The 21790-nt window shown below is 68.8% G+C and carries 26 protein-coding genes and 1 pseudogene; 8 read left to right on the top strand and 19 right to left on the bottom strand.

Annotation, left to right across the window (positions count from 1 at the left end; translation table 11 throughout):
- Positions 1–53: 53 nt before the first annotated feature.
- From AB8619_RS15155 to AB8619_RS15110, 10 genes are all read right to left on the bottom strand, one after another.
- Entirely contained in the window at positions 54–422 is a 369-nt protein-coding gene (locus AB8619_RS15155; protein WP_436793471.1) for a hypothetical protein, read from the bottom strand.
- Positions 423–940: 518 nt separating this feature from the next.
- On the bottom strand, positions 941–1225 hold the full coding sequence (locus tag AB8619_RS15150; protein ID WP_436793470.1) for a hypothetical protein: 285 nt from the start codon (positions 1223–1225) through the stop codon (positions 941–943).
- A 56-nt stretch (positions 1226–1281) separates the two neighbouring features.
- Positions 1282–1695, bottom strand: a complete 414-nt coding sequence (locus AB8619_RS15145) for a pyridoxamine 5'-phosphate oxidase family protein (protein WP_436793469.1) — start codon at positions 1693–1695, stop codon at positions 1282–1284.
- A 117-nt stretch (positions 1696–1812) separates the two neighbouring features.
- The gene (locus tag AB8619_RS15140; RefSeq protein ID WP_436793468.1) at positions 1813–2460 is read right to left on the bottom strand and encodes a universal stress protein; all 648 of its coding nucleotides are present in this window, start codon (positions 2458–2460) and stop codon (positions 1813–1815) included.
- A gap of 46 nt (positions 2461–2506) precedes the next feature.
- Positions 2507–3553 carry an AI-2E family transporter gene (locus tag AB8619_RS15135; RefSeq protein ID WP_436793467.1) on the bottom strand — a complete coding sequence of 349 codons (1047 nt, stop codon included), beginning with the start codon at positions 3551–3553 and terminating at the stop codon, positions 2507–2509.
- Between the two features lie 34 nt (positions 3554–3587).
- Complete coding sequence (locus AB8619_RS15130; RefSeq protein WP_436793466.1) at positions 3588–4382, bottom strand: universal stress protein; 795 nt, start codon at positions 4380–4382, stop codon at positions 3588–3590.
- 1 nt (position 4383) lies between these two features.
- Complete coding sequence (locus AB8619_RS15125) at positions 4384–4824, bottom strand: universal stress protein (protein WP_436793465.1); 441 nt, start codon at positions 4822–4824, stop codon at positions 4384–4386.
- Between the two features lie 25 nt (positions 4825–4849).
- Complete coding sequence (locus tag AB8619_RS15120; RefSeq protein WP_436793464.1) at positions 4850–5305, bottom strand: pyridoxamine 5'-phosphate oxidase family protein; 456 nt, start codon at positions 5303–5305, stop codon at positions 4850–4852.
- Positions 5302–6093, bottom strand: coding sequence for a universal stress protein (locus AB8619_RS15115; protein WP_436793463.1), 792 nt, complete (start codon positions 6091–6093; stop codon positions 5302–5304). Before AB8619_RS15115 ends, AB8619_RS15120 begins: the two co-directional genes overlap by 4 nt.
- Complete coding sequence (locus AB8619_RS15110) at positions 6090–6641, bottom strand: hypothetical protein (protein WP_436793462.1); 552 nt, start codon at positions 6639–6641, stop codon at positions 6090–6092. The genes AB8619_RS15115 and AB8619_RS15110 overlap by 4 nt, the downstream gene beginning before the upstream one ends.
- 120 nt (positions 6642–6761) lie before the next feature.
- Between AB8619_RS15110 and AB8619_RS15105 the strand changes: the two genes are divergently transcribed.
- Complete coding sequence (locus AB8619_RS15105) at positions 6762–7208, top strand: pyridoxamine 5'-phosphate oxidase family protein (protein ID WP_436793461.1); 447 nt, start codon at positions 6762–6764, stop codon at positions 7206–7208.
- Here AB8619_RS15105 and AB8619_RS15100 read toward each other — a convergent pair.
- Positions 7155–8294, bottom strand: a complete 1140-nt coding sequence (locus AB8619_RS15100) for a GAF domain-containing protein (protein ID WP_436793460.1) — start codon at positions 8292–8294, stop codon at positions 7155–7157. The genes AB8619_RS15105 and AB8619_RS15100 overlap by 54 nt on opposite strands.
- A gap of 58 nt (positions 8295–8352) precedes the next feature.
- Between AB8619_RS15100 and AB8619_RS15095 the strand changes: the two genes are divergently transcribed.
- Positions 8353–9012: a response regulator gene (locus AB8619_RS15095; protein WP_436793459.1), complete on the top strand. Its 660-nt coding sequence runs from the start codon at positions 8353–8355 to the stop codon at positions 9010–9012.
- A gap of 13 nt (positions 9013–9025) precedes the next feature.
- Here AB8619_RS15095 and AB8619_RS15090 read toward each other — a convergent pair whose 3' ends face one another.
- Positions 9026–10411: a multicopper oxidase domain-containing protein gene (locus AB8619_RS15090; protein WP_436793458.1), complete on the bottom strand. Its 1386-nt coding sequence runs from the start codon at positions 10409–10411 to the stop codon at positions 9026–9028.
- A 232-nt stretch (positions 10412–10643) separates the two neighbouring features.
- On the opposite strand from AB8619_RS15090, the gene AB8619_RS15085 reads away from it, so the two are divergent.
- Together AB8619_RS15085 and katG are read left to right on the top strand one after the other, a co-directional pair.
- Entirely contained in the window at positions 10644–11075 is a 432-nt protein-coding gene (locus tag AB8619_RS15085; RefSeq protein ID WP_436793457.1) for a Fur family transcriptional regulator, read from the top strand.
- Positions 11076–11121: 46 nt separating this feature from the next.
- Complete coding sequence (gene katG / locus AB8619_RS15080; protein ID WP_436793456.1) at positions 11122–13338, top strand: catalase/peroxidase HPI; 2217 nt, start codon at positions 11122–11124, stop codon at positions 13336–13338.
- Positions 13339–13345: 7 nt separating this feature from the next.
- Here the strand turns inward: katG and AB8619_RS15075 are convergent, their stop codons facing one another.
- The gene (locus AB8619_RS15075) at positions 13346–14821 is read right to left on the bottom strand and encodes a protein adenylyltransferase SelO (RefSeq protein ID WP_436793455.1); all 1476 of its coding nucleotides are present in this window, start codon (positions 14819–14821) and stop codon (positions 13346–13348) included.
- A 19-nt stretch (positions 14822–14840) separates the two neighbouring features.
- Positions 14841–15140: pseudogene (locus AB8619_RS15070) on the bottom strand (arsenate reductase family protein); the annotation flags it as partial.
- A gap of 139 nt (positions 15141–15279) precedes the next feature.
- Here AB8619_RS15070 and AB8619_RS15065 point away from each other — a divergent pair.
- A complete protein-coding gene (locus AB8619_RS15065) occupies positions 15280–15924 on the top strand; it encodes an enoyl-CoA hydratase/isomerase family protein (RefSeq protein ID WP_436793454.1) in 645 nt (214 codons plus the stop codon).
- Positions 15925–15943: 19 nt separating this feature from the next.
- Here AB8619_RS15065 and AB8619_RS15060 read toward each other — a convergent pair whose 3' ends face one another.
- The 3 genes from AB8619_RS15060 to AB8619_RS15050 are packed head-to-tail and all read right to left on the bottom strand — an operon-like array spanning position 15944 to position 17498.
- The gene (locus AB8619_RS15060; protein WP_436793453.1) at positions 15944–16363 is read right to left on the bottom strand and encodes a cupin domain-containing protein; all 420 of its coding nucleotides are present in this window, start codon (positions 16361–16363) and stop codon (positions 15944–15946) included.
- A gap of 24 nt (positions 16364–16387) precedes the next feature.
- A complete protein-coding gene (locus AB8619_RS15055; protein WP_436793452.1) occupies positions 16388–17128 on the bottom strand; it encodes a zinc-dependent peptidase in 741 nt (246 codons plus the stop codon).
- A gap of 10 nt (positions 17129–17138) precedes the next feature.
- Positions 17139–17498 (bottom strand): response regulator, encoded by a 360-nt coding sequence (locus tag AB8619_RS15050; protein ID WP_436793451.1) that lies wholly within the window; start codon positions 17496–17498, stop codon positions 17139–17141.
- Between the two features lie 51 nt (positions 17499–17549).
- Here AB8619_RS15050 and AB8619_RS15045 point away from each other — a divergent pair, with 51 nt between their 5' ends.
- On the top strand, positions 17550–17993 hold the full coding sequence (locus AB8619_RS15045; RefSeq protein ID WP_436793450.1) for a nitroreductase family deazaflavin-dependent oxidoreductase: 444 nt from the start codon (positions 17550–17552) through the stop codon (positions 17991–17993).
- 8 nt (positions 17994–18001) lie between these two features.
- Positions 18002–18616 (top strand): thymidine kinase, encoded by a 615-nt coding sequence (locus AB8619_RS15040; RefSeq protein ID WP_436793449.1) that lies wholly within the window; start codon positions 18002–18004, stop codon positions 18614–18616.
- Between the two features lie 107 nt (positions 18617–18723).
- Here the strand turns inward: AB8619_RS15040 and AB8619_RS15035 are convergent, their stop codons facing one another.
- Together AB8619_RS15035 and AB8619_RS15030 are read right to left on the bottom strand one after the other, a co-directional pair.
- Positions 18724–19794, bottom strand: coding sequence for an LLM class flavin-dependent oxidoreductase (locus tag AB8619_RS15035; protein ID WP_436793448.1), 1071 nt, complete (start codon positions 19792–19794; stop codon positions 18724–18726).
- Positions 19791–20696: an aldo/keto reductase gene (locus AB8619_RS15030; protein ID WP_436793447.1), complete on the bottom strand. Its 906-nt coding sequence runs from the start codon at positions 20694–20696 to the stop codon at positions 19791–19793. Before AB8619_RS15030 ends, AB8619_RS15035 begins: the two co-directional genes overlap by 4 nt.
- Positions 20697–20716: 20 nt before the next feature.
- On the opposite strand from AB8619_RS15030, the gene AB8619_RS15025 reads away from it, so the two are divergent.
- Positions 20717–21790: a Gfo/Idh/MocA family protein gene (locus tag AB8619_RS15025; protein WP_436793446.1), complete on the top strand. Its 1074-nt coding sequence runs from the start codon at positions 20717–20719 to the stop codon at positions 21788–21790.

Raw genomic sequence — 21790 nt, 5'->3', positions numbered from 1 at the left:
GATCATCAGCGAGGTCGGGTCGAACCGCGCTACGGAGGTTGACCGTCGAGCGATTACTCGACCACCCAGCTTGATTGGCACAGGCCGCAGGATCGCCGCGTCACGTCCTTCTTTCGGCTCAGCCCGGTGCCGAGCAAGGACAGCCCGCCGGTGAATACGGCGGCGGTGGCCTTGCCGCCGGAGATGCCATCCTTGACCGTCGCTCCGCTGGAGGACACGGACCCCTTCTCGCCGCAATGAGGGCACACGAGCGTCGCCATCGCTGCCGATGCCGATGCTGCCGCGGCGGCATTCTTCTCATTGGCCTTCGACTGGAGGTCCCTAATGAAGTCGACGGCCTTCTTCCCGCTAGCGGTCCTCGGAAGAAGGAAGAACGCGAGAAGAATGATGATGGGGAGACTGAAGAAGATGACGAGATCCATGGCCACCATGGTGCCAAACATCCTCCTGCGCCGGGAATGTCCCACCCTGCCCGAATAGAGGGCGGGCCTAATGAGGGGGAAGACTGAGATGGAGTTCTCTGCCCAGGCCACCGTCCCGGACGGGCGGGGAGGCTCGTCGGGGCGTGCGGTGGGTACGTCGACTTCTGGGCGTCGTGAGGATGCTCCGTGTCAATCTCCTGTCAAATCCCCGGAGCGGGACTGGGCAGGATCAAGCAGGACTGAGCAGGACTCGCCAGCGCTCTGACCTGGACAAACACCCTTCGAGCGGGACTGGCCAGGACGCAGCAGGACCCCCCGCAACGGCTCATAACCCGAAGGTCGTTGGTTCAAATCCAACCCCCGCCACCATCGAAACAGCAGTTCCGGCCCCACTTCTCGGAGTGGGGCCTTCTGCTGTCCGGGTGAACGGCCCGGAGCGTCGTCCTGTCCCGGTGTCCGGTCCTGAGCTGCGTGGTCGCCCCGGATCGGGTTTGCCTCTGAGGGCTGCGCCAGCCGGGTCAGGTGGTCTTGCGCATCCGTTGGCCGACGTTTCGCATGGTGGAGTCGACCGCGTGGGCGAACGATCGGGCGACCGCGCGTGCGTCCTCTCGGACCGCTTCGTCCTTGTAGGCGTCCTCGATCGCCTCGGCGGTCTCGTCGAGGACGGCGGCGAGTCGGTCGAGGCCGGCCTTGGCTCGCACCTCGTCGTCGGACAACTCCTCCTCGGCGTGCAGCTTGAGCTTCAGGCAGAGGGCGGACAAGTGGTCAGCGACGTCAGCCCATGCGGTTCGTGTCTCGGTCATGCGCCAACTGTCCTCCATGTCCGAGGCCATCGGAAGGGCCCTTGGTCCTGATCCGGTCAGGTGATCCGACGCCCGCTGACGTCTTCGGGGACCACGGACACCCAGTCGTTCCGCTCGACGGCGCTGGCCCAGGGGTGGAGGCCGAGTGCGTCGAGTGAGTCCTCGTCGTCGGCGAGCGTGGCCAGGCCTCGCAACACCACGCTCCACCCCGTCCGTTCGGACTGGTCGAAGCCGTCGACCTCGAAGGCGACGGGCCGTCCCATCAGCGCCTCGTGGAGCAGCGTGCCGCGGGCGGTGCGGAACACCACGCGATGTCCGACGACGGCGTGGTTGACGGGCAGGATCATCGGGGAACCCTCGTCGACGAACGAGATGCGGCCGACGGGCGTCGATGCGATCAACTCCCAGCACTCGTCCGGCGGCAGGACCTCGAGACCCTGGTGATCGAGTGAGCGGTCAGCGTCTCCCATGGATCCAGCATCCACCAGCCTGAGACCCCACCGATAGGGCCACAAGTCCCGCTTCTGGGTGCACGAAGTGGACGCCAGATGGCAGATCGCGCACCCAGAAGCGGTGGGTGGCCCGGGTCAGGAGGTTGCGGTGGGGTCGTTGGCCGGGAGGATCAGGGTGGCCACGGGCGCACCGCTCACCAGGCGGGAAGCGCATGATCCGAGCAGCGCCTTCGAGAGGCCCTTGCCGCGACTCCCGATGGCGATCAGGTCGAAGTCGCCGGTGCCGGCGTGGCGCTTGAGCGCCTCGGCCGGAGCACCGGCGAGGAGCACCGCTGCAGGGGCGAACCCCAACCAGCGTTCGAGTTCGAACGTGGCGGTCTGGAGGATCGCCCGTTCGGCCTGGAGGTCGGGGTGGTCGGCGTCCACGGGCCCGGGGACGGCCTCGAGGGTCTCGAAGTCGGTCACGAACGCGATGGTGCACGCGCCGAGCCGCGAGCCGAGGATGTCGGTGGCGCGACGAGCGGCCTCGATCGACTCGGCTGAACCGTCGACGCCGACCAGGAGGCGGATGCCACCAGGCCCGCGTCCCGAGGCCTCGCTCATCGAGAGCGGACTGGCGCCCTGCTCGTTCTGTTCGATCTGGCGGGCCAGCGGGATGGCGAGCGGTCCGCCGATGGCTCCGAGCAGCCACAGCCACCGCCAGTGGCCGCGGCGTGCCTCGTAGAGGCCCAGGAGGGCGCCGAGGAGGAGCCAGGCAAGGATGACGACGACGATGACGGTCATGGGGTGATCGTCTCCCGGAGATCGGTCGGAGGTCCAGGGTCGAAGGTCACGGATCCGCCCCGACATCGCTCTGCGTGGTCGTTCCCGCCGTCGCGACGCTGACGGCGACCGCCGTCAGGGGAACAGCGAGGAATGCCCCCAGGAAGCCACCGACGGCGGCCCCGCCGGCGACGGCGAGGATCACCACGAGGGGGTGGAGATGCAGCGCCCGTCCGTAGACCAACGGTGCGAGGAGCTCGTTGTCGAACTGTTGGACGACGACCGCGACGATCGCGACGACGAGCGCCGCCTCCGGTCCGCTCGAGGCCAACGACACCACGACGGCAAGGACACCTGCGACGAGCGCGCCGAGGAACGGGAAGAAGGCGGCGAGGAAGGTGATCGCCGCCACGGGGACGGCCGCGTCGCTGCCGGTCACAGACAGCGCGATGCCGATGATGACGCCTTCGACGACGCCGAGCGTCGCCGCGCCGGCGAGATAGTGGCCCAGCGTCGACCAGGCCGCGGCGCCCATGCGCCGAGCTCGGGTTCGGTGGCGTTCCGGGACCCGCCCGAGCGCCCACTGCTGCAACTGCGGACCGTCCTTCACCAGGAAGAACGAGATGACGAGCGTGAGGATCGCACCGGCGACGACCTCGCCGGCGACGATGGCGCCGTCGAGCAGCGCGCCGTCGGAGGTGAGTGCGTCGTCGCCGGACTGTTCGAGGCGTTCGCGGAGGTCGGCCACCGTCTTCTCGTCGAGACCGAGAGGTCCGTCGACGAGCCAGGCTTCGCCGTCGTCGATGGCTTCGCTCAAGGCAGGAGAGAGATCGCTGAACTGGTCGAAGACCGGGGGCAGGACCGCGAAGGACACACCGACCAACACGCCGAGGAAGCCGAAGACGGTGAGCCACGTCGCGAGGAGCGGGCGGAGGCCGCGGGCGACCAGCCATCGAGCAGGTGGCACGAGGACGGTGGCGAGCAGGAACGCCACGCCCAACGGGAGGAGCACGAACCGGAGTCGGGCAGCGGCCATCGCGAGCACGAAGGCCGCGCCGGCGATCACGAGCAGCCGCCAGCTCCAACCTGCGAGTCGGTCGACGATGGGGTTCACCGGGGGCATGGTCCCACGCGGGGCCGTCGAACGTTCAGGAAGGGCTCGGCGGGCGTCGGACGAGCACCGGGCAGTGGGCACGATGCGCCACGCGAGTGGCGACGCTTCCGACCGCGATGCGGGAGAGGCCCCCACGCCCGTGGGTGGCCATGGCGACGCAGGAGGCCCCCAGACGATCGGCGAACGCAACGATCGCGTCCGCGGGGTCGGGGCCGTGCAGGACCTCCCACTGCACGTCGTCGACGTCGATCGAGCCAGCCAGCCGGTGGACGTAGGCCGCCTCGGGGATCTCGACGTCGGGCTTGGCTCCGGTCACGACCTGGACCAGCCAGACCACCGAGGTGGTCGTCGCTGCCCACGCAGCGGCCTCTGGGAGCATCGACTCCGAGAGGTCCGACCCGTCGACGCAGATCACCACCGGTCCTCGGCGTACGTCATGGGTCGACGGCACCGACGGCCCGACCAGGAAGAACGACTCGTGGCCGGTTCCGACGACATCCATGACGATGGAGCCGAGCCAGGCGTCGACGCGTCCACCGGTGGCGTCGACCGTCATGCAGACGGTGGCGCCGGGATGTTCCGACAGGAGGAAGCGCAGCCCTGATGCCACCGTGTCCGACTCGACGAGGAGCATCTCGGCCCCGTACTCCGTTGCCAGCGGCTCGATCCAGGTGCGGTGCTCCTCGGTTCGAGGGCTCTCGAGGTCGGTGACGACGCGGGAGATCTTCATGGTCGCGCCGAGTGCATCCGTGATCGTCTGAGCCACGGGCAGCAGCCGTTCGGCGTCGCGTTCGCTCGCGAGGGGCACGATCACGGTCGGCGTCGGCATGTCAGGAACCTGGTGCAGGGACGACGACCACCGGGCAAGGCGCGTGCCAGACCACTTGCTGGCTGATGCTGCCGAGGACCAGGCCGAGGAACCCACCATGCCCTCGTCGGCCGACCACGAGGAGGTCTGCGTCGACGGCAGCGTCGAGGAGGGATCGGGCAGCGGGCGCGTGGACGAGTTGCCGGTCGATCTCCACGCCGCCGAGGTCCCCGATGCCACCCACGACCGCGTCGACGGCCTTGTCGAGCTGCGCCCGGTAGGACTCCTCGAATTCCCGGGTGTCGACCGGGATCATGACCGCTGCCGTGCCGCCCATGATGGGCTCGTGCCAACCGAGCACGGCCTCGACGGTCGCGCCGCGGACCCGCGCCTCGCCGATGGCCCACTCCAGGGCTGCGGCCGAGTTCTCGGACCCGTCCACGCCCACGACGATTCTTCCCATTTCCTTGCTCCGATCCATCGACTGGTCAGTTCTGTTGTGTTCCGGGAACAGCGGCCGCCTCGACCGGTGTCGGGAAGCGTCGTCCCGTGATCCACTGGGAACGCACCCGAAGCGCGTGATCTCGGTCGCCCGGAGCCCAGGTGCGTACGTCGAGACGGTCGGCGACGCCACGTTCGGACGGATCGCGGATCTCGGTGAGCACGCCGTGGACGATCACGCTGGTCCCCTGCTCGAGGTGTTCGTCGAATGCGTCGACCTCGAAGGCGACGGGCTGCTCGTTGGCCGCGGCGGTGAGCTTCGACCCACGTGACGTCCGGAAGACGACGGACTCGCCGTCGACCGCGTAGTTGACCGGGTAGATGAGGGGTCGGTGGTACTGGAAGAGGGCGATCCGCCCCAGGCGCTGCTGACGCAGGAACTCCCAGCAGTCGGCCTCCTCCATGCGGATCAGCCCATGGGGATCGAACCGGGGCTCGCTCATGCGTCCACCCTCGTGTGTTGAGCGACGAGCACCGAGCACGATGCCTGCCGAGCGATGGCGCTCGCAGTGGAGCCGAACGTGAGGCGGCGCATCGTGGTGAGGCCATGGGTTCCCAGAACGATCAGGTCGGGATCCGACTGCTCGGCCGCCTCGAGGATCTCGCGGTGCGGGGACGATCCTCGTCGGGTCGAACGAACGACCTCGGTCCGGGTCGGAAGCAGCTCGGTGATCGCGCTGATCGCTGCCACCGGGTCGCTCCGCCCGTCGTCGATGCTGATGACCTCGACGGCGAGGTCGGCGCTCCACGGGAGTGAGGCCAGAGCGGAAGCTGCTGCGGCGGCGTGGCGTGACCCGTCGGCACAGACCATCGCTCGGCGGACCGGCCGTCCACGTCGGGCGAGCACCATGGGCGCGAGTGGGTCGTGCAGCAGCCACTCGGTGGTGCTCCCGATGCGTCGTCGACCGATCCCACTGGTGGCGTCTCCGACGACGAGGAGATCGGTGTCGGCCACGCTGGTGAGGGCGATGCGTGGGTCGGCCGCGGCGACCTGGAAGTCGACGGAGTCGAGGCCGGCATCGGAGACGATCGGACGTCCGGCGTGGTCGTCGGGGTGGGCGCCGGCCTCCGCGGGATCGACGGTCGTGCCGAGTGGCGGCGGATCGGCGCGGAGGACGGTCATCCGCCATCCGGGCCATTGTTGGCAGGTGATCCAGAGCCACGCGACATCGGCTCCGGGCGATCCGTCATCACCGAAGACGAGGTGGCTCCGGGCGGAGGAGGTGGTCATCCGATCGGTGACTCCGATCTCGGCGACCTGCGGAGGTCGGGGGCATGGGGAGCGGGGATCGTCGGGGCTCGGCGCGAATGGTCCAGGGACTCTCGCTCGATGCGTCCGACGATGGCCTCGAGGAGGCCCCGCACGGACTGACGGGCGATCCGATGACCGATGACGCCGTCACCGAAGCGTCCGAGCGCACCCAACGGGATCTGGTAGTCGCCGTCGAGTCGGAACGTGGTGGCCGGCGGTCCGGCCGGGACGAGTTCGAGTCGGCCCGAGAAGGTGGGCAGCAACGCTTCGCCGCCGCCACTGGGCGACCATGCGAACTCGAGCGTTGAGCCGGTGTCTTCCGAGCGGCTGGTGCGCGCCTCGATCTCGATGGGGTGGCTCATGGAGACCCCGCCGGGGCCCTCCACGGTGATCGTGGTCCGGAACCGGCACGAGGGTCCGCTGCCGACCACGGACCCGAATGCGATGCCAGGGTCGCGGTCGATGATCGCCTGGACGCGAGGGAGCGACACCTGCGCGACGACCTCCGTGGCGATTGGGCGCTCCATGCCTGCATGGTCGCAGGATCCATTCGGTTCGGCCAGGGTCGAAGGTCCCACTCGTTCCGGTTCGGCGCGACAGGACCTTCGGCCCTCGTCCCAGCGCGCGGTGAGGTGGAGGATGGGCCCGTGGACTTCGACCGCAACGGGCTGCGCGTGCTCGATCGAACCGAGAGTCTCCGCCGCCTGGAGCGCGTGACCATCGGCCGAGTCGGGATCAGTTCTCGGGCGTTGCCCGTCGTCCTCCCGGTCAACTTCCTGCTCGACGGCGATCGGATCCTGGTCCGCACGGGACACGGGTCGAAGTTGTCCGCAGCGCTCCGTGGATCGGTCGTCGCCTTCGAGGTCGACGACTTCGACCCCATCGACCATTCGGGTTGGAGCGTGGTCGTCACCGGAACCTCACGCGTCATCGTCGACGATGACGACCTCCGGCGCGTGGAGTCGCTGCCGCTCGCGCACTGGGCGCCGTCGGGTGGCGATGTCGTCGCCATCTCGACGGAGATGATCAGCGGGCGAGAACTACCGCCCCCCGGCCAGGGGAATCGCCCAGACCACGGTCGTCCCACGGCCTGAGCCCGGGCCGAGATGAAAACGACCGCCATGATCCTCCGCCCGCCCGGCCATGTTCCGGAGACCGTGGCCGGTGTGCTCGACGTCGGAAGGTGGACCGACGCCGTCGTCGGTGACGGTGAGTGTGAGTTCGCCGTCGTCGACGCGGAGTTCGACGTGGACCGAGGTCGCGCGGGCGTGCTGTGCGACGTTGCTGAGTGACTCCTGGAGCGTCGCCGTGATGTCTGCGCTGGCAGCATCGTCGACCACCGCGTCGATCGGGCCGCTGAACGTGACCTGGGGCTCGAAGCCGAGCGGGCCGGTCGCGTCGCGGCACAACCCGAGGACCCGGTCCCGGATCCCCTCGCGCACCCGGCGGGTCGACTCGAGGGCGAAGATCGACGTCCGGATCTTCTTGACCGTGTCGTCGAGGTCGTCGATCGCGGTCTCGATCCGCTCCTTCGCTGTCGCCGGTTCGCGATCGACGAGCGAGATCGTTCCCTGGAGTGAAAGACCCGTCGCGAAAAGCCGTTGGATGACGGTGTCGTGGAGGTCGCGGGCGATGCGCTCACGCTCCTCCGACAGCGCGTGGTTCGAGACACGCGCGTGCAGTCGCGCGTTCTCGATCGCCACGGCCGCAGCTGCGGCGAGGCCCACGACCAGCTCCTCGTCGATGTCGCTGAACACCTCGTCGGACTGCTTCTCCGTGAGGTAGAGGTTCCCGAAGACCTCGTCACGGATCCTGATCGGGACACCGAGGAACGAGCGCATGTCGGGGTGGTGCGGCGGGAAGCCGTGCGAGTCGGGGTGCTCCTTGAGGTCCGGCAGACGGAGCGGCTTCGCGTCGACGATGAGGACACCGAGGATGCCGTGGCCCTCGGGGAGCGAGCCGATGGCCGTGTGGGCCTCGGCATCGATCCCGACGGTGATGAACTCGGACAGACGGTCGCCCGACTCGTCGAGGACCCCCAGCGCGCCGTACTTCGCGTCGACGAGCGTGGTCGCCGCTGTCGTGATCTGGCGGAGGGTCGTGGGCAGGTCGAGACCGGACCCCACGGCGACGACGGCGTCGAGGAGTTCGTGGAGGCGACGCGGGCCGACGACGGACATCACCCCAGCCTACGAACGCCCACGGCGGAGCGCTTGCGCCCCGCGGCACAATGACGCCATGACGATCAGCGTGTTCCTGCTCGACGACCACGAGGTGGTCCGCCGTGGCGTGCGCGAGCTCCTCGAGGCCGAGGAGGACATCGTGGTGGTCGGCGAGGCCGACACTGCGGAGATCGCGCTGGGCCGCATCCCGGCGACCAATCCCGACGTCGCCGTCCTCGACGTCCAGCTGCCCGACGGCGACGGCGTCGAGGTCTGTCGCGAGATCCGGTCGCAGCGTCCGGAGATCGGGTGCCTGATGCTCACGTCGTTCGCCGACGACGAGGCGCTCTTCGCCGCGATCATGGCGGGCGCCGCCGGCTTCGTCCTCAAGCAGGTACGCGGCAACGACCTCGTCGACGCCGTTCGTCGGGTCGCGGCAGGGGAGTCCCTGCTCGATCCGTCCGTGACCGCTCGAGTCCTCGCCCGGCTCCGTGAGGAACCCGAGGACGAACTGTCGATGCTCACCCCGCAGGAGCAGCGGATCCTCGGCTACATCGGTGACGGCCTCACCAACCGACAGATCGGCGAGGAGATGTTCCTCGCCGAGAAGACGATCAAGAACTACGTCTCCAACCTTCTGTCGAAGATGGGGATGAGCCGCCGCACCGAGGTGGCCGCGTTCGCCGCCCGCCTCGACGAGCGCCGCAGTCGCGGGACCCGTCGAGGCGACAGCTGATCATCTCGTCCGCTCAGGTGACCACCAGTGCGGTCACCATCCCGAACATCCCTTCGTCGCGTTCCACGTGGTTGAGGATGTGGCAGTGCCACACCCACGTCCCGGGGTCGTCGGCGTTGAGGAGGACCGAGTAGCGCTCACCAGGGGCCACGTTCACGGTGTCGGCGAAATACGGGTTGTCCAGCGGGATCCCGTCCTTGGCCACCACCAACTGCGGGAACTGATGTTGGTGCATCGGATGGGATTGCAGGCCCTCGTTGAGATAGTGGACGAGGATCCAGTCGCCGTTCTCCACCGCATAGGGCGCCGTGGCGGGGAAGCTCTTGCCGTTGAGTGACAGGCCGATGGTCCCGGCGTCGTTGAGCACCATCGGGATCTCCTGAGCGATCTCCAGATCGGCGGGGATCTCGGTCCCGCTGATCGTGCGACCGCGTGGGAGGTCGACGTCACCGATCTGGATCACACCCAGTAGCCCGTTCGGGACCTGCATCTGTCCGTGATGATGGGCGTGGTACATCCCGACGGCCTTGCGTTCGGCCGTGAACTCGTAGAGGAAGTCCTCGCCCGACCGCACCAGGTCCTGGGTGATCGGTGCGACGCCGTCCATGTCGTTGGGCGTCCTGATGCCGTGCCAGTGGATGTCGGTGCCCATCGGCAGGTCGTTCTGGATGTGGACCTGGACGAGGTCGCCGACCTCGACCTTGATCCACGGACCGGGGACCATGCCGTTGTAGGCCCAGGCGTCGACGAACTTGCCCGGCTCGACCTCCCACTTGACGATCGACGCCGTGAGATCGAAACGCTTCGCGCCGTCGGCGGTGATGGTCGGTTCGAGCGGCAGGTTGCCCGTGCCCTCGGTCTCGGCGGGGAACGCCCGCATCGAACTCATCATCGCCTCGTCGAGGGCGGCCCAGTCGGCATCGGTGCCGTGGTCGGTTCCGTCGGCGGCGACCCCGTCGCCACCGACGACGAGTGTCCCGGTCATCCCGGCGTCCTTGTGACCGGCGATCTCGCAGAACAGCTCGTACTCACCCGGAGCCAGCGACGACACGTCGAGGTCGGCGGACTCGCCACCGAGGAGGTCGGGCGTGATGAGGTCGGTGTCGGCGACGCGCAGGTTGTGTGTCTGACCGCCGTCGTTGAAGACGGACAGCGTGCCGCCCTCCTCGACGGTGAGCGCGTCGGGGCCGAGGGCGAACTCGGTCAAGGACACGGTCACCGCGCCGGCGCCGGCGCCGGCGCCACCTCCGCCCCCGTCGTCGTCGGACACCATCGCCACGACGCTGAACACGAGCCCCAACGTGGCGGCGATCGTCACCACGGCCAGACCGAAGTCGCCACGTCGGGACGGCGGGGGAGGGTCGGTCGGCGGTGGTGTGGCGGTCGGAGTCGAGGTCATCGACAGGGTGCTCCTTGCTCGGCCCTCGCGGGCGGTGAGGCCCCCGAGACGGGGGCTCCGCCCATCGTGCGTGTGCCACACCGACAGATCAGGAGCCGTAGGTCCCCGATGGAAGGGACCAAGGTCCCGAATGCGCTCGTCTCGGTCATCGCGTCCGAGATGCGACGCCACACCGAAACCGGACACGATCAAACTCTTGACAAAGTACGGAATCATGGCCCATGATGGACCGGTGCCCGCCACCGCCGACGCAGACACCCCCGAAGCCCGACTGCGTGCGCACGGCGTGCAGGTGACCGCCCAGAGGCTGGCGATCATGCGAGCGGTCGGGTCGAGCCCCCACGCCACGGCCGACGATGTCGCCGAGGAGGTGCGGACCCTCATCGGGTCGATCTCCCGACAGGCGGTGTACGACTCGCTCGGCGTCCTCGTCGACAAGGGCCTGATCCGCCGGATCCAGCCCGCCGGATCGGCAGCGCGCTACGAGGACCGTGTCGGCGACAACCACCACCACCTGATCTGTCGAGGCTGCGGGAAGACCTTCGACATCGACTGTGCCGTCGGCGAGGTCCCGTGCCTCACGGCCGACGACGACCACGGCTTCGCGATCGACGAGGCCGAAGTCATCTACTGGGGCCACTGCCCCAGTTGCCGTCACCACTGACCCACCACCACCACACCATCACCACCACCACCGAGGAGCGAGCGCCATGGCCGACGAACAGGTCTGGGACATCAACGACACCGAGAAGGGGTGCCCCGTCATGCACGGGCCCCACGCAACCCACACCGCCGTCGGATCGACGGCGAACCAGCACTGGTGGCCCAACCAGCTGAACCTGCGGATCCTGCACCAGAACCACCCGGCCTCGGACCCGATGGGCGAGGACTTCGACTACGCGGCCGAGTTCGCTTCGCTCGACCTCGAGGCGCTGAAGCAGGACCTCGCCGCCTTGATGACCGACTCCCAGGAGTGGTGGCCAGCCGACTACGGCCACTACGGACCGCTCTTCATCCGCATGGCCTGGCACAGTGCCGGCACCTACCGCATCGAGGACGGGCGCGGGGGAGCCAGCACCGGCACCCAGCGCTTCGCGCCGCTCAACAGCTGGCCCGACAACGGCAACCTCGACAAGGCCCGAGCGTTGCTGCTGCCGATCAAGCGCAAGTACGGACGCAAGATCTCCTGGGCCGACCTCATGGTCCTGACCGGCAACGTCGCGCTGGAGACGATGGGCTTCGAGACCTTCGGCTTCGCCGGCGGCCGTGAAGACGTCTGGGCGCCCGAGGACGACATCTACTGGGGTCCCGAGACCGAGTGGCTCGGCGACGAGCGCTACCACGGCGACCGCGAGCTCGAGAACCCGCTCGGCGCGGTCCAGATGGGCCTGATCTACGTCAACCCGGAGGGCCCCAACGGGGACCCCGACCCGCTCGCCTCGGCGCGAGACATCCGCGAGACGTTCGCCCGCATGGCCATGGACGACGAGGAGACCGTGGCGCTGATCGCCGGCGGCCACACCTTCGGCAAGACCCACGGTGCCGGCGACCCGGACCTCGTGGGCCCGGAGCCGGAGGCGGCTCCCATCGAGCAGATGGGCCTGGGTTGGAAGAACGACCTCGGCTCGGGCAAGGGCGTCGACACGACGACCAGCGGACTCGAGGGCGCGTGGACGGCGACGCCGACCACCTGGGACAACACGTACTTCGACACGCTGTTCGGCTACGACTGGGAGCTCACCGAGAGCCCGGCCGGCGCCAAGCAGTGGACGCCGACCAACCCCGAGGCCAAGGGCACCGTCCCCGACGCGCACGACCCGTCGCGGACCCACGCGCCGATGATGTCGACGGCCGACATGGCGCTGCGCATGGACCCGGTGTACGAGCCGATCTCGCGTCGGTTCCACGAGAACCCCGACGAGTTCGCCGACGTCTTCGCCCGGGCGTGGTTCAAGCTCACCCATCGCGACATGGGGCCCAAGGACCGCTACCTCGGCCCCGAGGTCCCCGCCGAGGACCTGCTCTGGCAGGACCCGGTCCCCGCGGTCGACCACGAGCTGATCGACGACGGTGACATCGCGACGCTGAAGGCCAAGGTTCTCGAGTCGGGTCTCGGCATCGCCGACCTCGTGAGGACGGCGTGGGCGTCGGCGTCCACGTTCCGCAACAGCGACAAGCGGGGCGGCGCCAACGGTGCCCGCATCCGCCTCGCGCCGCAGAACGAGTGGGAGGTCAACAACCCGCCCGAGCTGCGCCGGGTCCTCGACACGCTCGAGGGCGTCCGAGCCGACTTCAATCAGTCGGGCAAGACGGTGTCGCTCGCCGACCTGATCGTCCTCGGCGGCTGTGCCGCGGTCGAGGCCGCGGCCAAGGATGCCGGCGTCGACATCACGGTCCCGTTCGCTCCCGGTCGGACCGATGCGAGCGAGGAGCAGACCGACGCCGACTCGTTCGCCCCGCTCGAGCCCACGGCCGACGGCTTCCGGAACTTCCTCGGCAAGGGCCACGTGCAGACCGCCGAGGAACTCCTCGTCGATCGCTCGCAGCTCCTGTCGTTGAGTGCTCCGGAGATGACGGTCCTCGTCGGTGGCATGCGCGCCCTGGGCGCCAATGCCGACGGCTCGGACCGCGGAGTGTTCACGGACCGGGCGGGCACGCTCACGAACGACTTCTTCGTGAACCTGCTCGATCTCGGGACCGAGTGGAAGTCGACCGACGACACCGACAACGTGTTCGAGGGTCGGGACCGCTCCACCGGCGACGTCCGGTGGACCGCCTCTCGCTACGACCTGATCTTCGGGTCGAACTCGCAGCTCCGGGCCATCTCGGAGGTGTACGCAGCGGACGACGCGAAGGACAAGTTCGTGGCGGACTTCGTCGCTGCGTGGGACAAGGTCATGAACCTCGACCGGTTCGACCTCCGCTGACCTCGGATCAGGTCCCGCAGAAGGTCTGATACCCGGCGTCGAAGCCGTCGGGGGCAGGCCGAGCCTCGGTCTCGTGACCAGCCCGCTCCACATACGGGTCGGTCACGAGGTCGAGGAGGCGCTCGAACGACGTGAGATCGCCGCCGACGGCCGCGTCGTCGAGCGCCGCCTCGACGAGGTGGTTGCGGGGGATGTACACCGGATTCACCCGGTCCATCGCGTCGGCGACGGCAGCCGGATCCTGCGCGCCGAGGGCAGATCGCCACGTCGCCGACCACGCCTCGACCTCGGGTCCGTGCCCAGGGAACAGCGCTGCGAGTGCGGTCGGATCGCCCCGGAGTTCGTCCGCCAGGGCCCGATAGGTCGAGGTGTGGTCGGCGCGCGACCGGGTCTGGAGCGAGACGAGGCCGTCGAACAGGTCGCTGTTCCCAGCCTGGTCCGGGTCCACGCCGAGCTTCGCCGCCATGCCGTGTGACCACGCCCCCTGGTAGCGGTCGACGAACTGCTCGAGCGCGCCGGTCGCGAGCGCGACCGCAGTGTCGCGGTCGTCGTCGATCGCCGGCAGCAACGACTCGGCCAGACGGGTCAGGTTCCACTGGGCGATCGCCGGCTGGTTGCCGTAGGCGTACCGGCCGGCGTGGTCGATCGAACTGAACACCGTGGCCGGGTCGAAGGCGTCCATGAATGCACACGGCCCGTAGTCGATGCCCTCGCCCGAGATCGTGACGTTGTCGGTGTTCAGGACGCCGTGGACGAAGCCCACGAGCATCCAACGGGCGACCAGCTCTGCCTGGACCTCCACGGTGTGACGGAGCAGCGCCATCGCTGGGGAGGCGTCGTCGCCCGGGGCGACGTGTCGTTCGACGGCGTGATCGATCAGCGGTACGAGTGCATGTCCGCCGTAGAGCCAGCGTGCGTACTCGAACGTCCCGACGCGGAGGTGGCTGGCAGCGACACGCGTGAGGACGGCTCCCGGCTCCGGGCGTGATCGGGCCACGGTCTGTCCGGTCGTGACCACGGCCAGACTCCGTGTGGTGGGGATGCCGAGCGCGTGCATCGCCTCCGACACCAGGAACTCGCGGAGCATCGGCCCGAGGGTGGCCCGGCCGTCGCCGCCGCGCGCATACGGCGTCCGGCCCGACCCCTTGAGGTGGAGGTCCAGCACACGACCGTCGGGCGCGGTGACCTCGCCGAGCAGCAACGCCCGCCCGTCTCCGAGACGTGGCGAGTAGTTCCCGAACTGGTGGCCGGCGTAGCCCATGGCCACCGGCTTCGCTCCCTCGGGGACGGCGTTCCCGGCCAGCACTGCGACACCCTCGGGCGATCGGAGCCAGCCGTCGTCGAGACCGAGTTCGGCGGCGAGCGCAGGGTTGTACGCGACCAAGGACGGGGTCGGTACCGGTGCTGCCGCCCACTCGACCGCGAGGTCGGGCAGGGCGTCGGCGAAGCGGTGATCGAGGTCGATCGTGGCGGCGGGCTCCATGGCCCGACGATACGAGCGTCTAGAGCAGTTCTTCGACCCGACTGGTCGGCCGGCCGATGATCGCCTTCGATCCGGAGACGATCACCGGGCGTTGGAGCAGCCGTGGGTGCTCGACGAGGAGGTCGATCACGGCGTCCGCCTCGGTGTAGTCGTCCGGGTCGAGGTCGAGCTTCTTGAACTGGGCGTCCTTGCGCACCAGATCACCCGGCGGGTCCTCGAGTGCGTCGACGATCGACTGCAACTCGGCCCGATCGGGCGGGTTCTTCATGTAGAGCACGACGTCGACGTCGATTCCCTTTGCCTCGGCGACCGCCAGGGCGTTCTTGGAAGACGTTCAGTTGGGGTTGTGGAAGATCTTGACCTTCGGCATGACAGCGAAACTAGCGGCCGGGCGCGCTCGCCGGGAATGTCGAGGATCGGTCATGCTCTGGCCGACCAGACCGGAACGGGAGCACCTCATGATCGATCTCGAAACCCGCGGCGACGTCCGTGTCCTCCGCCTCGACGAGGGAGAGAACCGCTTCAACCGGAGCAGCGTCGATGCGATCCATGCAGCGCTCGACGAGGTCGCCGCGACGCAGGGACCCGTCGCTCTGGTCACGGTGGGCGTCGGCAAGTTCTTCTCGAACGGTCTGGACCTCGACTGGATGGGTTCGGACGACGGTCGCAACGATCCGACGTTCCTCGACGACGTCCATCGGGTCCTCCAGCGCGTGACCCACCTCGACCTGATCACCGTCGCCGCCGTCAACGGCCACGCCTTCGCCGGGGGAGCCATGCTCGCCGTCGCCCACGACTTCCGCGTGATGCGGGAGGACCGCGGCTATTGGTGCATCCCGGAGGTCGACCTCGGGCTGCCGCTGACCGACGTCATGTTCGCCACCCTCGACACGCACCTGCCCCGCACGACGCTCGCCGAGGCATCGTTGACCGGCAAGCGGTACAGCGGCCCCGAAGCACTCGCCGCCGGGATCGTCCACGAGCTCGCGACCGACGACGCCGTGCTCGACCGAGCGGTGGAGCTCGCCGCGTCGTTGGCGGCGAAGGACCGAACGGTCATCGCCGCCCACAAGAAACTCCTCCACGGCGACCCCGTTCGCTGAGACCCCGTTCGCGGACCGGTCAGTCCAGGAGTTCGAAGTCCTCGAAGTCGAAGCCGGGCGAGACGACGCAGCTGACGAGGGCGTCGTCGGAGCCGGGGAGCGTGCGTTGCCATGCTCCGGCCGGGACGATGAACTGCAGCACCTGTCCGGCCGCGACATCGGTGCCGACGGTGGCCCGCGCCTCCGGGTCGGGAGTGGCTTCGTGCCCCCCGAGTTCGATGGTCACGGTGCCCACGTGCGCGATCCAGATCTCGTCCGACGCAACGCGATGCCATGCCGATGACTCCTCGGCGTGGAGGAGGAAGTGGATCGACGTCGCCGTCGCTCGGACGTGCCCGTCCGACGTCTCGACCTCGACTCCCGATCGCCACACCTCGCGGAACCAACCGCCTTCCGGGTGCGGTCGGAGGTCCAGGGCGTCGACGAGGGGTGACGTCATGTCGCCATCATGGACGACCGTCGCTCAGGCGCGAGTGCACCGGGCCGCGGGGTCCTGGACGTAGAACGCCCGGAGCACGTCGTAGAGGTCGGGTTCGGCCTCGCTCAGGTCGACGGCGCGGTCGAAGAACGCCTCGGTCGCGACCGCGAAGAACTCCGCGGGATTGGTGCCGCCGTAGGCCCGCAACGGCGGACGGGGTTCGCCCGCCCGGACGGACTCGTAGACCTCCGTGCACACGTCGACCCAGCGGCGCCGGTCGGGCCGCGCGAGCGGAGGCGTCCCGTCGATGATGCCGTCGAGCATGTCGATCTTGTGCGCGAATTCATGGAGGACGACGTTGTGGCCCCACTCCGGATGGCGGGCGCCGGCGATCGCCTGATTCCAGGAGATGAGCACCGGGCCTCGACGGTCCTGGGCGAGACCGTGGATCGGGAGGATCGAGTCGGTGACCGTGCCGCGCGCCAGCCCGGCCCGCTCGCCGTGGGTGGTCATGCCGGCCGGGTGGACAATGATGCTCGTCACCAGGTGGTAGTGGTCGGTCGACAGCCCCAGGATCAACAACGCGGCCTGTGCGGCGATCACCACCCGGATGGTGTCGTCGAGCGCGAACCCCCGGGCCGCCTCCCAGGTCTTGTGTCGGAGCAGCCATTCGGTGATGCCGAGCAAGGCTTCTCGTTCGTCGGCATCGAGGTGTCGCCAGTGCACGACCTCGCGGGCGATCAGTTCCTCGGCGTCGTCGGGGAGTGGGCGTCTGCGCAGCCTCATCGGCTGTCGGTCACGCAGCCCCGCCGTACCGCTCGACGAGGCGGGGGATGCGGCTGGCGAAGCTCACCTTCTCGAAACACGCGGTGGCCCCACGGGCTCGACTGCGGGTGAAGGTGTCCTCGGCGGCGTGTGCGCTCACGACCAGCACCCGGGAATCGGGGCAGCGCCGCTTGAGCTCGGGCAGTGCGGAAAGCCCGTCGCGGTTGGGCATGAACAGGTCCAGGATGATCAGGTCCGGGCAGACGTCGGTGACCCGTTCGATGCAGTCGTCGCCGTCGACCGCCTCGGTGACCTCGGCGCCGCTCTCCTCGAACTCCATGCGGTAGAGCAGTCGGATGTTCGGCTCGTCGTCGCAGATGAGGACCCGCATGACCACACCGTACGCAGATCGTCATCGAGCCGCGCTGCCTAGGGTGCGGTCATGACTCTGGACGGCGAGTACGAACCGAGCGCCTGGGACTGGGTGCGTGAACAGGTCGATGCCTACGAGCGATCCGGCGGGGCCGAGGCGAACACGCTGTGGGACACCGGGATCCCGATCATCATCGTCACCACCCGTGGACACCGGTCGGGGAAGATCCGGAAGCTCGCGCTCATGCGGGTCGAACACGAGGGTGAGTACGCGTTGGTCGCGTCCGTCGGCGGCGCGCCGCAGAACCCCGGCTGGTATCACAACATCAAGGCGGACCCGACGGCGCTCATGATCCAGGACGGTCCGGCTCCCTTCGACGCCGTGGCCCGCGAGGTCGCCGGCGACGAACGGGCCCAGTGGTGGGAGCGAGCCGTCGCGGTCTACCCCTCGTACGCCGAGTACCAGGAGAACACCGACCGGTTGATCCCGGTCTTCGTGGCGTCCCCCGCCTGACACGTCGCATGGGCCTGCTCCGCTTCTCGTACGGGACCATGAGCTCGGGCAAGAGCACGCTCGCGCTCCAGATCCACCACAACCTGTCGAAGCGGTCGCGCCAGGGGATGCTGCTGTCCCTCTTCGACCGGGAGGGCGCCCGGGTCTCGAGTCGGCTCGGCGTCTCGGTGCAGGCCATCGAGGTCACGCCGGACCTGGACCTCCTCGAGCTCGCTCGGAGCTTCGTCGACGAGCACGGCCGACTCGACTACCTGGTCTGCGACGAGGTCCAGTTCTACGAGGTCGACCAGGTCGACCAGCTGGCGAGGATCGCGGACGACCTCGACGTCGACGTGTACGCGTTCGGACTCCTCACCGACTTCCGCGGTGTGCTCTTCGACGGGACCCGACGCATGTTCGAGATCGCCGACGAGCGGGTCGAGCTCCACGTCGAGGCGCGCTGTTGGTGCGGCGAGCGAGCGACCAACAACGCGCGTCTGGTCAACGGGGCATTGGTCCGTGAAGGCGACACCATCGTCGTCGGCGACACGTCGTCGCCGGACGAGAAACCGCTCTTCGGCGACGTCGTCACCTACGAACTCCTGTGCCGGCGCCACTTCCGCGACGGGGTCGTCGGGACCTGAGACCGCCGGCGCCCCCCGTTCGTTCCGTGCCGATCGGCACGTTGGCGTACGGAAACGACACCGAACGTGCCGATCGGCACGTTGCGATCACGTCGGGCCCGGGCGCTTCAGCGGCTGAGGGGTGCGTGCGGGAAGTCGTCCAGGACGAGGCGGGCGAAGCGCTCGCACTCGGCCAGATGTGGATAGCCCGAGAGGATGAAGGCGTCGATGCCGACGGCCCGGTAGTCGTCGAGCTTGGCCCGCACCTGGTCGGGATCGCCCACGATCGCAGCACCGGCACCCGAGCGCGCCCGCCCGATCCCGGTCCAGAGGTTCGCCTCGGCGAAGCCGTCGTCGTCGGCGGTCGCCCGCAACTCGGTCTGACGCCCGACGCCGGCCGACGTGGTGTCGAGCGACTTGGCTCGGATCGAGGCACCGATCTCGTCGTCGAGTCGGGACACGAGGGAACGGGCGGCGTCCATGGCAGCGCCCTCGGTCTCGCGCACGATCACATGCGTCCGCAGCCCGAAACGCAGGGTGCGGTCCTCCGCCGCCGCCAAGGTGGTCATCTCGGTCACGGTGTCGCCGACCGAGGCGACCGTGTCGGGCCACGTGAGGAACACATCGGCCTGCTCGGCTGCGGTCTGCTTCGCGTCGGGCGAGAAGCCACCGAAGTAGAAGGGTGGGCATCCTCCTGCGTCCCGCGCGATGCGCGGCGCATCGATCGTCAATTCGACGAACTCGCCGTGGAAGTCGACGGCCTCGCCGCGGAGGAGCGTCCGCAGGACGGCCATGTGCTCGCGGGTGCGCTGGTAGCGGGGTCCGCTCGGCATCGTCTCGCCCGGGAGGTCGGAGCTGATGATGTTGATGGTCAGCCGCCCTCCCAACAGGTGGTCGAGCGTGGCGAGTTGACGAGCGAGTTGGGCGACGACGAGCTCACCGCAACGGACGGCGACGAGGAGTCGCATCGACTCCAGCAGTGGAGCGACGGCACTGGCGAACGCCACCGAGTCGATGCCGAGCGCATAGCCCGACGGGAGCAGCAGGTTGTCGTACCCGTGGCGATCGGCAGCGAGGGTGATGTCTCGGCAGTGTGGCCACGACGACCGGAGTGTCGGGTCGGACACACCGAGGAACTCGTAGTCGTCGTCGCAGAGCGCGCCGAACCACGAGACCTCCGGCACGGTGGGACGGCTCACGGCAGGGGTCTCCCTTCGGAGGCGACGACGAGTTCGTAGAGGTCGGTGCGGTCGAGGTGCACGCTGGTCGCCGTGGTGGCGGTGGCGAGGCGAGCCGGGTCCTGGGACCCGACCACCGCGATCGGGCGGGACGGATGGGCGAGAACGAATGCCAACGCCACGTCGGCGCGGCCGACGGATTCGCGTTCGGCGATGCGGTCGAGGACGGTCACGACGTCCGGACGTGCTCCGACGCCGGTGGCGAGTGCGCCGCCGGCGAGTGGTGACCAGGCGAGTGGCTGGGTCCCCGTGCGCATGCAGTGGTCGAACACGCCGTCGCGTACCGGCGCGAGTTCCTGGACGGAGAACTCCGGTTGGCTGGTGGCCAACGGTTCGCCGAGGTGTGCCTCCAGCGCAGCGTGCTGCGACGCGGTGTGGTTCGACACCCCGATGGCGGCGATCTTGCCCTCGTCGCGGAGCATCAGGAGGGTGTCGGCGAGGGCCGAAGGATGGACGAACAGGTCGGGCCGGTGCACCTGGTAGAGGTCGATGGTCTCGACCCCGAGGCGACGCAGCGACGCCTCGCACGCGCCCCGGAGTCCAGCGGGCGACGAGTCGTAGGGCACCGGGGGAGCGATGCCGCCCTTGGTGGCGACGACGATCCGGTCCCGCAGGTGCGGGGCCTCGCGCAACACCCGGCCGAGCAGCGACTCGTTGGCGCCGAAGCCGGCACCACCCCAGTCGAGGCCGTAGACGTCTGCAGTGTCGACGAGGACCATGCCGGCGTCGATCGCTGCCTCGAGTACCTGTCGAGCATGGCCGACGTCGCCGTGGGTGAAGCGCCAGCACCCGAAGGCGAGGGGCCCGACCGGCCGATCGACACCCACGATCGTCCGGGGTCCCCCGTCAACCAGCGATTCCATGGTGGGTAGGGTCGCACACGATGGGCGACGCGCTCCGCTACGGGATCATCGGCTCCGGGATGATGGGGATCGAGCATCTCCTCAACCTCGCTCATGTGCCTGGGGCGGAGGTCACGGCGATCGCCGACCCGCATGGTGGTTCCCGTGACTGGGCCCGTAGCGCCGCGCCCGAGGATGTCCGGTTCGAGGAGTTCGAGGACCACGCCGAGTTGCTCGCGTCCGGGCTCTGTGACGTCGTCGTGATCGCCACACCGAACATGACGCATCACGACGTGCTGCTCGACGTGCTCGCCACCGATCTCCATGTGTTGGTCGAGAAGCCGCTGTGCACGACCGTCGCCGACTGCCGTGACGTGATCGAGGCCGCCGCAGATCGTCAGGGCGTGGTCTGGGTCGGATTGGAATACCGCTACATGCCCCCGGTCAGCCGTCTGGTGCGGGCCGTTCACGATGCCGAGATCGGCCAGTTGCACATGATCGGGATCCGTGAACATCGGTTCCCCTTCCTGCGCAAGATCGGCGACTGGAATCGGTTCGACCGCAACACGGGCGGCACGCTGGTCGAGAAGTGCTGTCACTACTTCGACCTGATGAACCACATGGTGGGGCGGCGCCCGGTGCGGGTGATGGCCAGCGGTGCGCAGGACGTGAACCATCTCGACGAGCGGTACGACGGCGAGGTCCCCGACATCATCGACAACGCGATGGTCATCGTGGAGTACGAGAACGGGGTGCGGGCGTCGCTCGATCTGTGCATGTTCGCCGAGGGCTCGACCAACGCCGAGGAGTTGTCGGTGGTCGGCGACGCCGGGAAGGCCGAGGCGTTCCTCCCGTCGAAGGAGTTCCGACTCGGGACCCGTGCCGCCGGCCGCGACGGAGTGACGTCGGAGATCGTCACCGACGATCGGGTCCGATGGGAGGGGTTCCACCACGGGTCGAGCTACCTCGAACACCTCGATTTCCTCGCGACCTGCCGGTCGGGCTCGACCCCGGTGGTCAGCCTCGAGGACGGGTTGTGGAGCGTCGCCGTCGGCGTCGCGGCCCAGCGTTCCATCGTGGAGCAGCGGGTGGTGGTCCTCGACGACGTGCTGTGA

This window comes from Actinospongiicola halichondriae (assembly GCF_049103745.1).
Classification (GTDB): domain Bacteria; phylum Actinomycetota; class Acidimicrobiia; order Acidimicrobiales; family Salinilacustritrichaceae; genus Salinilacustrithrix; species Salinilacustrithrix halichondriae.
The sequence above is the reverse complement of the archived record's forward strand: the minus strand, read 5'-3'. Positions and strand labels throughout refer to the sequence as shown.